Consider the following 13676-nt stretch of genomic DNA (forward strand, 5'->3'; position numbering starts at 1 on the left):
TTTATTGGAAAGAACTTTGCGTGAATCTTGGGTAGTAATAAGCTTTATTTATGATGACGAGGATGAGAAATAGAAATGAGAATTGGTTTTCTTGGGACAGGTACAATTAGTGCTGCAATGGTGGATGGTTTAATGGCAAGCACTTTTGATGTACAGTCAATTATCGTTTCTCCGCGTAATGCACAGAGGGCAAAGCATCTTGCGCGTATGTATGAGAAGGTGACAATTGCAGAAAATAACCAAAAATTATTGGACGTGAGTGATTGTGTTTTTCTGTGTTTGCCCAATCAAGTTGCAGAAGAGGTTTTACGTAGTCTTTCTTTTCGTTCGAATCAGCTTGTTGTGTCTGTTCTTGCGATGGCGCCAATGGCAGAAGTTGAGGAATGGATCAATCATAAAGTTTATCGTGCTGTTCCTTTGCCTTTTATTGCAGAATGCAAAAATGTAACGCCATTCTATCCGGACCATCCGTTTTTACGCACGATGTTTAATGCGTTAGGGCGCGCGCTCGTCCTTCATGAAGAAAATCAGTTTAATCTTTTCATGACGGCAGGCTCATTGATGGGGGTTTATTTTAATTTTATAGAAACAGCGCATCAGTGGTTGGTAAACAAGGGATTAGATCCGCTTTATTCAGCAAATTTTCTTGCCATGATGTTTGGTAATCTTTCCGATGAAATGCGCAAGCAAATAGAAGACAATCATTCAACAGCTGTTAATTTTTCTTCCTTTGAAAGAGAGTTTTCAACGAAAGGAGGAACCAATGAATTTTTATCAAATTGCTTTTCTCATCATGGTGGGCAACATGCTTTAACAATGGCTCTTGAGAAAACTTTGCAAAAAATAAAAGCTTGTTGATAAACTCAATAAAAACTTGATTAATCATTTTTTATTTGATACCAATAGCCGCAGTGATAGGTTGAATTCTATTTTATTTATTCAATAGGCATGATGTCGCTCTGTCACTCGCTGCGTAGAACAGCATGTCCCTTTTTTATTTTTTCGTTATGGGGACGATATTATGGGTACAAGTTTACTTACAAATAAATCTGCAATGACTGCATTGCAAACTTTACGTAACATTGATGCTAACTTAGATCGCTCGAAAGATCGCGTTTCGACAGGATTGCGTATCAACAATGCTTCTGAAAACACTGCATATTGGTCGATTTCATCAATGATGAGACATGACAGTAACACGATGAGTGCTATTGTAGATGCAATTAATCTGGGTAAAGAACAAGTTGGTATTGCTGATACAGCAATTGGTCTTACCAAAGAAGCTCTTGATGATATTCAAAAATCAATGGTTTCTGCTCGTGAAAAGGGTAGCGATGACATTTCTAAGATTCAAGACTCTGTTATAGGAAATATGAAAAATATTTCTAATGCAGTTCAATCAGCTTCTTTTGGTGGAAAGAATATTCTCTCCAATGGAGGTCAGACTGTTGGTATGGCAGGAGGGTATCGTCGTGAAGGTACCGCTGTTTATGTTGATATGATTGATGTTGGTGGTCCAGAATTGAATTTTGGTGTTATTGGTCCTGATGGTGCGATTGATATGACTCAAGGTGTCTTGTCAGGTATCTTTGGAACCAGTGAAGGAGATGCCATTGAGAAGGGAATTGAAACCTTCGGTACTGCGCATACTAAGTTTAAGGAATTAGAAGATGTTGCAGTGAAGGCAAAGACTGCTCTTGCTAAGGCAGAAGCTGTGCTTGCTGCCAATCCTGAGGATGAGGCTGCTAAAAATGCTGTACAAGAGGCTAAAAAGGCTGTAGAAGACGCTGATAAGAAGGTGGGTGAGGGCAAAAAAGAATACGATAAAGCAAAAGGTGTATTCCAAAGTGTGCTTCGTGGTATGACTTTAGCTGATTTTACTGGATTGAAAGGTCTGGGTGAGTTGCACTCAGATATACAACGTATGATTTTGACGAGCGTTCAGAATACAGTGCGTGATGCAGTTAATGTAACTTTGACTGCAGGTTCTAAAATTGGAGCTGCTGTTAATTTGGTGAATATTCAGTTAAACTTTGTTAAAAAGTTGCTTGATAATATTGAAGTAGGTATTGGTGCACTTGTTGATGCTGATATGAATGCAGAATCTGCTAAATTGGCTGCTTTGCAAGTTCAGCAACAGCTTGGTATTCAGGCTCTTTCCATAGCTAATCAAGGAAGTCAGAATATTTTAGCTTTGTTTCGTAATTAGTAATTCATTGAGTAGAGTTTAGTAAATGTAGAGTAGAAAGGCCATGCACTGCATGGCCTTTTTTATGTCTTTTAAAGAGAGACAATAATGAAGTTGGGTTGATTACGAGCACTTATCTAAAGCTTATATTTGAAGATATGATGTACAATGTTATTCGCTTTGTTTTAGGAATTGAGTTTATCAATCTTGCACTATTAAAAATATTAAGAATTTTTTTGAATAAAATGCATTCTTAATTGAATTTAGAATATCCAATTTTTCTGGCAGAGATCTTTCATTACATATTTTTATAAATAGGTCCTTCATTTCCCTGTGGACAGGTCCAATGGATATTTTGATTAGGATCTTTTATATCGCAAGTTTTGCAATGTATGCAGTTTGAAGCATTGATCATATAAGTTTCATGATCATCCTGTTTAATCCATTCATAGACGGCGGCAGGACAGTAGCGTGTTGAAGGACCTCCATAGATTGCATATTCAGAGTTTTTTTGTTTTTCTATGGAAATTATTTTGAGATGGCAAGGTTGGTTCTTTTCGTGGTGTGTATTTGAAAGAGCGACACTAGAAAGACGATCAAAGGTTACAATACCATCTGGTTTAGGATAAGCAATAGGATAAAATTTTTCTTCGGGTTCAAGATATGCATAGTCTTCTTTTCCATGAGGAAGTGTTTTAAATAAAGAAAAACCGAAAAATTGTTGCCACCATAAATCAAGACCCGCTAGCATGATACCATATTTTGTCCCGTATTTTGTCCAGAGTGGTTTAACATTCCGGACTGTATAAAGATCTTTGCCAATAGGACCTTTGCGCCAGTGATCTTCAATTTCTGTAACTTCATCATGGGCCCGATCTTGGGTAAGAGCTGTGGCGATTTTTTCAGCTGCTAATATCCCAGATAATATAGCATTATGTGAACCTTTGATACGGGGTACATTGACGAAACCGGCAGAACAGCCAATCAGCGCTCCACCAGGAAAGGTGAGTTTTGGAACAGATTGCCATCCTCCTTCACTGATGGTGCGAGCACCATAAGCAAGACGTTTTGCACCTTTAAAAAGCTCATAGAGTTTAGGATGCGTTTTAAAACGTTGAAACTCTTCAAAAGGAGAGAGATAAGGATTTTTATAATCCAAATGCACAACAAAACCAACAGAAACCAAATTTTCTGCTTGGTGGTAGAGGAAGCCTCCACCACCAGTATAATTATCCAATGGCCAACCGGCAAAATGTTGAATTAAACCAAGTTTGTGCTTTTGAGGATCAATTTCCCATAATTCTTTAAGTCCGAGACCAAATTTTTGTGGTTCCCTCTCTTTGCTGAGATTAAATTTTTGTATAAGTTTCTTAGCAAGGGAGCCACGTGCTCCTTCTGCAATGAGGGTATATTTTGCCAATAGAGCTGTACCTGGTATATAATTTGTTCCAGGAGTTCCATCTTTTTCAACACCCATATCTGATGTAAGGACACCAATAACAGCTCCATGATCATTGCAGAGAATATCGGATGCTGGAAAGCCAGGATAAATTTCAACGCCCAATTCTTCAGCTTTTTTGCTTAGCCAACGACAGACAGTTCCGAGCGAAACAATATAGCATCCATTATTTGATAAAATTGGAGGGCGGAGAATATTGGGAAATATTTGGGCATTTTTTGATGTAAGTAGAAAAAATTGATCTCTACTGATCGGTGTTGTGAAAGGGTGATTTTGTTCGTTTCTCCATTCTGGCAAAAGTGTATCGATTCCAATGGGATCAATCACTGCTCCTGACAAAATATGTGCTCCGATTTCTGTGCTTTTTTCAAGTATTATAATAGAAAGTTCAGGATTGATCTGTTTTAGACGGATAGCAGCAGAAAGTCCTGCTGGCCCTCCACCTACGATAACAATATCGCATTCTATTGTTTCACGCTGGGTATGTCTCTCTGCACTCATGATTTACAAAGCTTTTTCCAGTTCAGGAATAATATGATGAAGATCACCTACAAGAACGTAATCAGCAATATGCATAATGGGTGCTTCCTCATCATTATTAATAGCAACAATGGTTTGCGCATCCATTATTCCCGCTAGATGTTGGATAGCACCAGAGATACCAATAGCAATATAGAGCTTAGGAGCAACGACTTTTCCTGTTTGTCCGATTTGCCAATCATTAGGGGCATAGCCTGCATCGACGGCTGCTCGGCTTGCTCCTAAGGCAGCACCGAGCTTGGTTGCAAGCGGTAAAAGGAGTGCTTTAAACTGTTCTTCCGAACCGAGACCTCGTCCACCTGATACAATAATACGTGCTGACGTAAGATCTGGACGATCACTTTTGTTTATTTCTTCTTTGACAAAGAAAGAAAGATTTGGATGAGGAGCTGGTATTATTGTTTTAATAGGGGCAACATTTCCTTTAGGTGTTGGCGGGAAAGAAGCTGTACGCACTGTTATAATTTTTTGACGATCATTTGTACGTACAGTTTCAATAGCATTACCAGCATATATTGGTCGCTTGAAGGTATCAGGTGAGACAACAGCGATAATGTCTGAAATTTGCATGAGATCAAGAAGAGCAGCGACGCGCGGCATGACATTTTTTCCAGTGGTTGTTGAAGCTGCCATGATCACGTCATAAGCAGGTGCTTGTTCAACAATTGTCGCTGCCATGGGTTCAGCTAATTGATATGCTAAATAGTCAGCTTCGGCGACAAGTACCTGTCGAACGCCAACCAATTGAGCACATTGTTCTGCAACAGCATGAACTTTCATACCACAAACAAGAATGTCGATATCATTCCCAATGGATTGAGCAGCAGTGAGAGCTTTCGCTGTTTCTTCTGCTAAGGAATGATTATTGTGTTCAGCTAATAAAAGAATTGCCATAAGTTGTTGCCTTTTATGCGTTATTACTTTTGATCATTTGTTAGCGCATTTTAAATGCAATTTGTTTTTTTGAGTGCACTAATAAGTTCAGTGACATTTGCTACTTTTATACCAGCTTGACGGGGTTTGGGTTCTTCAACACTGAGCGTTGTGAGACGCTTTTGCGTATCGACACAAAGATGAGCAATATCCTTTTGTTCAATGGGTTTCTTTTTAGCTTTTATAATATTAGGCAGGGAGGTATAGCGTGGCTCATTAAGCCGTAAATCAACAGTCATAACCATGGGAAGAGGAAGGCAAATAGTTTGTGTGCCGTTATCTACTTCTCGGGTGATTTGAGCTTGTCCATTTTCTATATTTAAATATGAAGCGAAAGTTGCTTGTCCCCAACCAAGAAGGCCTGCGAGCATTTGGCCAGTTTGATTGCATTCATCATCAATGGCTTGTTTCCCTAAAAAGACCATATCTGGTTTTTCTTCAAGAATAATAACTTTTAAAGTTTTAGCAATTGCTAAGGGTTCGAGTATTTCATCAGTTTTTACGAGAATAGCGCGATCTGCTCCCATTGCAAGTCCTGTTCGTAAGGTTTCTTGCGCTGCCTCTGGCCCAATTGAAACAAGAATAATTTCTGAAATTTTTCCAGCTTCTTTTTGTCGAATTGCCTCTTCTACAGCGATTTCATCAAAAGGGTTCATAGACATTTTAACATGGGATAAATCAACACCTGTGCTATCAGATTTAACACGTATTTTGATATTGTGATCAATAACACGTTTGACAGCGACAATTATTTTCATGATGATCCTCTTTGTTTATATGCCTATGAGTTTATAGTAATAATTATGGGAAACCAAATCATTTAAAATTGAATTTTATCATAGCTCTTTTTATTTATATAAGCTTCTCTGTATTTATTTGTATTTTTCTCTCTATTTTTAACGCATAGTTTTTGTTTCGTCTCAATATTTATTCTATTTGGTTATAAAAATAGGTTTAGCCTCCTTAATTTTATACAATTATTTTCAATTTTTTTACTATTCTTAAAACTCTATTTACTAAAATAGGTCACATTTTTCATTAATTAATATGATTCATATTGAATGTAGGTAAGGGGTGGGATCTGTGAGTATTAAACACGATGTTCTGAAGCCAGTTAAGCATAAACATTGTTCTCCTTCTACTGTTAATAAAATTCAGGAAATACAAGCACCTTATGGAATAAGAATGTCAGATATTTCTGCTAAGTTACGGTATGTTTATGAAAAAATGCAGATAAAAAAAGCGCATAATCGGTTGGCTAAGCAGGGCCCTGTAGATGATAGTATAGAGTCTTATTTAAATGAAATTAGTCGGGCTATTTTGGCTGAGCATTACGCTCGAAATCAGAAAGAAGAAAAACTTTTTGAAGATTTAGAGCAAATTAAAATACTGGTTCAAACTCTTCTTTGTGAAAAAGAAAATTTACAAAAAACAATCATAAAACAATGTAAATCCTCTTCACAATCAATTAATGCAGTTGTGTACTATCTTGCACATATAGTGCGTGAAAAAAATAAGAATTCTCAATCTTATGAAACGTCCAATATTTTGAAAAAAGATAAAATGCAGCCAGGACAAAAAAATACCGATGATGTATCAGAACAAGAGGATATAAGTTCCTTATCAACGAATTCTACAGAATCATTGAAAAATTCTCTAACAGATAAAAATTCATCCGATGTTCACTTCTTAAGTGGTTTCTTTACAGGGGTTCGGCGTGCATTTTCTTTCAAAGAATAGTTTTTAGAATATACTTTTACGTTATTATGTAATCTTGTCTATTATTAGTTTTAGTGTGTTGCTCTTCAGTTACATGAAGAATATAAGAGATGTGTTATGAACGCTCATGTATATCTTTGCGGCAATATGTATGATGTCAAAGTTGTCTTATAAAGATAAAGATAAAAAATATTGAAAGAAAAAATTAAAAACAAATCTTAAATTTTTGAATATTTTGAATTAGTGAGTATTTATTTACCAATTGCTGAATTGTCATTGAGTATGCTGATTTTAATTAGCATGGGGGCGGTCGTTGGTTTTTTTTCAGGTCTTTTTGGAATTGGTGGTGGTTTTTTAATTACGCCTTTATTGATTTTCTATAATATTCCTCCTACCATTGCTGTTGGAACAGGAGCTAATCAGGTAATTGCGTCATCTGTAACGGGAGCAATTACGCATTTCAAAAAACGTACTCTTGACATTAAACTTGGTATTCTTTTGGTGATTGGAGGAGGAATTGGATCTTTGGTCGGTATTCAAGTTTTTTCTCTTCTCAGAAAATTAGGGCAGTTAGACTTTATGATTTCACTTCTTTATGTCTTCCTTCTTGGAAGTATTGGAAGTTTGATGATGGTTGAAAGTTTATGTGCTATGATGCGACGATGCAAAAAAGAAAAGGTCACTTCTCATTCTCCTCGTTATTATAATTGGATCGATCGATTGCCATTTAAAGTTTATTTTCAAGCGTCGATGATTTATGTAAGTATTATTCCAGTTTTAGGAATTGGTTTTGTTGTAGGGTTATTGTCTTCCATTATGGGCGTTGGTGGGGGATTCATTACAGTGCCGGCACTGATTTATCTTTTACACGTTCCGACCAGTGTGGTGGTTGGAACTTCACTTTTTCAGATGACATTTGTATCAGCTTTTACCACCGTTCTGCAAAGTGTAAGTAACCAGTCGGTTGATATTGTTTTAGCTTTTTTACTTACGATTGGAGGGGGAATCGGAGCCCAATACGGAGTAAGGACTGGACAAAAGTTAAAAGCAGAACAATTACGTCTGGCACTTGCGTTTCTTGTTATAATTGTGTGTATGCGCTTAGCTTTCCAGTTATTTATACGCCCTGATAATCTTTTTTCTCTTGTTATTCTTATGGGATGATAATGGATAAATTTTTCCTCTTATTTATCATGTCAAGCTGGTTTTGTGTTGTTTCTTTCTCTATAGAGGCACAGGGCAGTGAGGAAGTTGGATCAGAAGAGAAGGAGGTTATGCAGATTATTGTTACAACAAATACGATTACAGTTGGGGCAAATTTTTCTGGTCATGATCTTTATATTGCTGGTGTTTTGGAAAATATGAATCCGTTATTCCGCCAACAAAATCGTTACGATGTTATAGTTAGTTTAGAAGGGCAAACTCGATCGATCATTGTAAGAGAAAAGAAACGTAAGTTAGGAATATGGGTTAATGCAGATTCCGTAACTTTTAAAAATGCTCCTCTATTTTATTCAATGGCAACAACGCGTGAAATAGAGAATATCACTGATGCTGAGAGTTATAAACGTTTAGGTCTAGGATTACCTTATTTTTTTCTTTCAACCAATGAAAAAGATCAAGAAAAAATACAAAGTTTTCGTAGTGAGTTGATAAATTTGCAGAAAGCTAAAAATCTCTATCATGAAGAAGTGGGTGGTGTTTATTTTGGTTCTGGTTCCTTATTTACAGCACATTTTCAATTGCCTGCAAATGTTCCTGTTGGACGTTATCATGTGAATGCTTACCTTTTCCGTGATGGGCAGTATGTAAGTAGTGCGACAACTACTCTTGAAATTGTTAAAGCACATGTTGTCTATACCATTTTTCATGAAGCACGCAAACACAGCTTTTGGTATGGAATAGCTGCTGTTCTTGTTGCTGTCATTACAGGATTTTTGTGCCGTTTTGCTTTTCGGAAAGAGTAGAATAAAGAAAAACTGTAAGGCGTTTAATTTTTCTGTTGAATGATGATATAAGAAAAAAGATAATAATATTTTATTGCTTAAATATAAACTTCTTTTTCTGAACAATGCTTCCATCAATCAATATTTGTATGCGATAAGAGTGAATGTGGTGTTGATATTAAAATAACATGGAAGAAATTTAAAAAATTATAATTCCTGTTGTCGGTAAAGATTTAAAAGTCTATCTTTCCTAAAAAAGATGAAAAGGGTTTCATCCAAGAAGATGTGTTATGGACAAAAAGAATGAAAACATATGTCATCTTATCAGTATAGTTTAGTCTATCATCAATATAAGCGAATTGAAGAATACGATGGATTTGTTTCTTGAAAAATCAGTAGCAACAAATGCGGCAGAGTTTAGTGTTTCTGAAATAGCAGGAGCTTTAAAACGTATTGTTGAAGAAAAGTTTGGTTATGTACGTGTGCGTGGCGAAATATCAGGTTATCGTGGTGTACACGCTTCAGGGCATGCCTATTTTGCTTTAAAAGACGATAAAGCTCGATTAGAAGCTGTTATTTGGCGAGGTGTGATAGAAAAACTCCAATTTCCTCCTGAGGAAGGAATGGAAGTGGTTGCTGTAGGTAAGTTAACAACTTATCAGGGATCATCAAAATATCAAATTATTATTGACTCTCTTGAGCCAACAGGGGTTGGCGCTTTGATGACTCTTTTAGAAAATCGTAAGAAAAAATTTGCAGACGAAGGCTTGTTTGATGAGGCGAAGAAAAAAAAATTGCCTTATATGCCTCGTGTTATAGGAGTCGTGACGTCACCAACAGGAGCTGTTATCCGTGATATTATTCATCGTATATCAGACCGTTTTCCTTTACATATTTTTGTTTGGCCTGTACGGGTCCAGGGAGAGACTAGCGGTCAAGAAGTAGCTGCTGCTATTGCTGGGTTTAACGCTCTACCTTTAGAAAGTGCTATCTCTAAGCCTGATCTTATTATTGTGGCGCGTGGTGGGGGCAGTTTAGAAGACCTATGGGGATTTAATGACGAAGCAGTTGTCCGTGCTGTTAGTGTATCTGCTATTCCAATTATTTCTGCAGTTGGGCACGAAACAGATTGGACACTCATTGATTATGTTGCAGATTGGCGAGCACCAACTCCTACAGGAGCAGCGGAAAAAGCTGTACCAGTTAAATTCGATCTTGAAACACACTTAGCTTCACTTAGCTTACGCTTTCGCGTAGGAGCGGCGCGTTATTTTAGTTTTTATAAACAAAAATTATCTACTGTTGTACGAGGTCTTCCTACTGCTGATCAGTTATTTGCTTTGCCGCGGCGTAGTTTTGATGAAATTTCAAGTCGGTTACAACGTGCTCTTTGTGTTAATTATGATAAAAAACGTTTTTATTTTTATACACTTGTTATCCGACTTTCCCCACGTTTGTTGAATACTAAAAAAGCACAACAAAATACAAAAGAGTATACAGTACGCCTTCATCATGCTTTTTTACGTAATGTTGAAAAAAAACGTGCCCAAATAAAAATGGCATTTAGACTTTTAAAAAGTACATCTTATCAAAGTATTTTAGAGCGTGGTTTTGTTTTAGCCTTAGGGCAAGAGAATAAACCAATTAAACGATTAGCACAGTTTCCTAAAACAGGACAGATAAGCTTACGATTTTTTGATGGTGAAATTAATGTTTCAACTTGTAATTCTGTGTCTAAGAGCGTTCCAAAACCGAAGAAGCGATTAAAACAGTGGCAGGATGATGATCAAGGAACGCTTTTTTGATAGGGTGAATATTCATGCTTGATAAAGGTCTTCTTATGGGTAAAGATGGAAAAATTCGTTGTTCGTGGGCAGGGACTGATCCACTTTATTGTGCTTATCATGATGATATATGGGGAAAGCCTGTTTTTGATGATCGTCTTTTGTTTGCACAAATTTGTCTTGAAGGCTTTCAAGCAGGACTTGCTTGGTTAACAATTTTAAGAAAAATATCCAATTTTTATGATGCTTTTGATGGTTTTGATTTTGAAAAGATTGCACAGTATGATGAAAAAAAAATAGAAATATTGATGCAAGATAAAGGCATTATTCGCCATCGAGGTAAAATTAGATCAGTTGTTAATAATGCTCTCAAAGCTCAGGAAATTATAGCAGAATGGAACAGTTTATCTCATTATTTTTGGTCTTTTCAGACACTACAGTCTGAACAATATGAGAAGACAGATTGTCAGACATGGAAAACTAATTCTGTAACGCCTGCGTCTATCCGCCTTTCTAAAGATTTAAAAAAGCGTGGTTGGACATTTGTTGGCCCTATTACTTGTTACGCTTTTATGCAGGCAGTAGGGATTGTTAATGATCATCTTGAAGGATGTTTTTGTCGATAAATTTGCACAGTATTTAAATTTAAGCACGGTTGTAAAATTTTTATCATACAAAATAATATTTAAATGTTTATGTAGGGTGTATGAGATCTTTTCAGTTGATAAATTAATATTTTAAGAAGAAATTTTGCATCTAAGCTTAAAAAAATCTCTCTTCACTAGAGTGCTTAATTAGGGGAGGGATATTGATGTAGTGCATAATTTAATATTTAGAATTTTATGATATTTCTGAAAGAGAATAAATATTAAAATTAAAAAGAGTATGTTTTTGTGAAACTCTATGATAAATTTATTTTTCAATGAATAAAATACATTGAATTGTATGTTGTTTTTTGATTACGGTAATTTGGGGAAGTGATCAGAGAGATTGGTGTTCTGTATTTTATAGCGTTTTGAAGACTTAAAATGCAAAGATGGCTTGTTTTTTAGTTTGGTCTTTAAAAGTTAGGTCGCTTTTAGTCGAAGCAGTTATTCAAAAAGATTTGATATATTTACAATACCAAAATATCATGCTACGGTCGTGCTTAATTATCAAAAAGAGATTTGGATATGGTGAGTAAAGTGTTTTTTATAATGCAATGAAGAAATAAGTTTTATTGATTAAGAAAGTAATAACAAAGTAATAACTATGTATACAGAGATACTTGTGTTATGTTTACTTAGTGTTTTCTGATGTAAATTCATTGATTTATATGTAAGCGGCTGATCTATATAATAAAATTCTGGAAGGAAAGTCCATGAATATGAAAAAGAATATATTGAAAGCGGGCTGTTTTTTTGTTTCTGTTCTTGTATCTATAAGCATTTTTGAGCAAAAAACACTAGCAAAAACACCTGTTGATACGTTTGTAATGGCTTGGAATCTTGATGCAATTAAAACGTTTGATCCAGCACAAATCAATGATGTTTATAGTCATGAAATTATTCTCAATATTTGCTCTAGTTTGGCTGATTCTTCTCCCAATGATGCAACTAAGATTATTCCTAGTTTAGCAAAGAGTTGGGATGTTTCAGGTGAAAATAATACAGTAATTACCTTTCATTTGCGTGATGATTTGAAGTTTTCTGATGGTCGATCTGCTAATGCTCATGATTTTGTTTGGAGTATGAAACGGATTGTTGAATTGGATATGGCAGGTGCAACGGCATTTAAAGAGTATGGTATTACCAAACAAACAGTTGATGATGCTATTCAAGCATTAGATGAAAAAACTATCGTGATGAAATTTGATAAGCCATATCCAGCAGAGCTCATTCTTAATAGTATTGCTGCTAATCGTGTTGCTCTTTTGCTTGATCGTGAAACAATTCTGAAACACGAAAAGAATGGTGATATGGGAAGCCAATATCTAGCGACTCATTCAGCTTGTGTTGGACCCTATCAGTTAATCGATTGGCGTGCAGGAGAAGCAGTATTGTTAGGTGCTAGTCCTCATTATTGGGGGGAGAAACCGAAACTCAAAAAAATTCTGATCCGCCATGTTGCTGAGCCAAGTACACAACGTTTATTGCTAGAAAAAAAAGATGTTGATGTCGCTCGTGATTTGACGGTGGATATTTTAGAAGATCTTCAAGAAAAAACAGATGTTAAGGTTGAAAAAGTATTGCAGTCAGCCATGTTTTATTGGGGATTTAATATGACACATCCTATTTTATCCAATGAAAAAGTGCGTTTGGCTCTGCGTTATCTTATTGATTATGAAGGGCTTGGTAAAACAGTGTTGAAAGGTACTGGTATTCCTCGTGCTAGTTTTATGCCTATCGGAAGTTTAGGTGCTTTAAATGAAAAAGAAGGATTGCCTTTTAAGCTTGATCTTGAAAAAGCTAAGCAGCTTCTAACTGAGGCAGGGTATCCAAACGGATTTGAAATAAGTGTTCTTATAGGAACTTCTAATTCTTTGCAGATTGTTCAATCCATTCAAGATAATGCAGCAAAGGTTGGTATTCGTCTGAATATTAAGCGTCTTGCAGGAACACAGCTTTTTTCAAAAGCTTATGCACGTGCTTTTGAAACAATTATTTTGGGATGGAATAGTGAGTCTGTAGATCCTCATACGACAGCTTCACGGATTGTTTTCAACCCTGATAATCAGTTTGAGTCTAAAAATACAGCTTATCCTAGTTGGCAACATGGGTATTTTGATGAAGAGATGAATCAAAAAGTTCAAGACGCTTTGTTTGAAAAAGATCAAACAAAACGGGCACAAAGATATGTCGATTTACAAAATGAATTTATGCAAAAAGGACCTTATGCTTTTCTGTATCAGAAATATAATGTTGTAGCCATCTCCCCTGTTATTAAAAAATGGAGTTGGAATAGTGCACCGCGCATTTTCTATCATACAATTGAAAAATAAATACATATTGGATTATGCAATGTGTAAAGGGTAAGTAATTCGCGCAATCGAGTAAAAGTATATTTCTCTATACATAGAACCTGAAAAATAAGGTGCTGTCTTATAATTGAATAATCATCATCGATTT

At 35.9% G+C, this 13676-nt stretch carries 10 protein-coding genes and 1 pseudogene; 8 read left to right on the forward strand and 3 right to left on the reverse strand.

What is annotated here, in order from left to right; all coding sequences use genetic code 11:
* Positions 1-75 precede the first annotated feature (75 nt).
* A complete protein-coding gene (locus O99_RS04890; protein ID WP_035006868.1) occupies positions 76-858 on the forward strand; it encodes a pyrroline-5-carboxylate reductase in 783 nt (260 codons plus the stop codon).
* Between the two features lie 163 nt (positions 859-1021).
* Entirely contained in the window at positions 1022-2209 is a 1188-nt protein-coding gene (locus tag O99_RS04895; protein ID WP_035006870.1) for a flagellin N-terminal helical domain-containing protein, read from the forward strand.
* 277 nt (positions 2210-2486) lie between these two features.
* Here O99_RS04895 and O99_RS04900 read toward each other — a convergent pair whose 3' ends face one another.
* From O99_RS04900 to O99_RS04910, 3 genes are read right to left on the reverse strand one after another with little or no spacing between them, the layout of a single operon-like run.
* Positions 2487-4148: an electron transfer flavoprotein-ubiquinone oxidoreductase gene (locus O99_RS04900; protein WP_035006872.1), complete on the reverse strand. Its 1662-nt coding sequence runs from the start codon at positions 4146-4148 to the stop codon at positions 2487-2489.
* Positions 4149-4151: 3 nt separating this feature from the next.
* Positions 4152-5081, reverse strand: a complete 930-nt coding sequence (locus tag O99_RS04905) for an electron transfer flavoprotein subunit alpha/FixB family protein (RefSeq protein ID WP_035006874.1) — start codon at positions 5079-5081, stop codon at positions 4152-4154.
* A gap of 50 nt (positions 5082-5131) precedes the next feature.
* Positions 5132-5878, reverse strand: coding sequence for an electron transfer flavoprotein subunit beta/FixA family protein (locus tag O99_RS04910; RefSeq protein ID WP_035006877.1), 747 nt, complete (start codon positions 5876-5878; stop codon positions 5132-5134).
* 325 nt (positions 5879-6203) lie between these two features.
* Between O99_RS04910 and O99_RS04915 the strand changes: the two genes are divergently transcribed.
* From O99_RS04915 to O99_RS04940, 6 genes and pseudogenes are all read left to right on the forward strand, one after another.
* Complete coding sequence (locus O99_RS04915; RefSeq protein WP_051668868.1) at positions 6204-6860, forward strand: hypothetical protein; 657 nt, start codon at positions 6204-6206, stop codon at positions 6858-6860.
* A gap of 222 nt (positions 6861-7082) precedes the next feature.
* Complete coding sequence (locus tag O99_RS04920; RefSeq protein WP_035006878.1) at positions 7083-8003, forward strand: sulfite exporter TauE/SafE family protein; 921 nt, start codon at positions 7083-7085, stop codon at positions 8001-8003.
* Positions 8004-8005: 2 nt separating this feature from the next.
* Positions 8006-8806, forward strand: a complete 801-nt coding sequence (locus tag O99_RS04925; RefSeq protein WP_035006880.1) for a TIGR02186 family protein — start codon at positions 8006-8008, stop codon at positions 8804-8806.
* Between the two features lie 350 nt (positions 8807-9156).
* Positions 9157-10590, forward strand: coding sequence for an exodeoxyribonuclease VII large subunit (xseA, locus tag O99_RS04930; protein ID WP_035006881.1), 1434 nt, complete (start codon positions 9157-9159; stop codon positions 10588-10590).
* Positions 10568-11195 (forward strand): annotated as a pseudogene (locus O99_RS04935) (DNA-3-methyladenine glycosylase I). Before xseA ends, O99_RS04935 begins: the two are co-directional and overlap by 23 nt.
* Positions 11196-11929: 734 nt before the next feature.
* Positions 11930-13549, forward strand: coding sequence for an ABC transporter substrate-binding protein (locus O99_RS04940; RefSeq protein ID WP_035006883.1), 1620 nt, complete (start codon positions 11930-11932; stop codon positions 13547-13549).
* The last annotated feature ends 127 nt before the right edge of the window (positions 13550-13676 follow it).

It is taken from the genome of Bartonella rochalimae ATCC BAA-1498 (assembly GCF_000706645.1).
GTDB classification, from domain to species: Bacteria; Pseudomonadota; Alphaproteobacteria; order Rhizobiales; family Rhizobiaceae; genus Bartonella; species Bartonella rochalimae.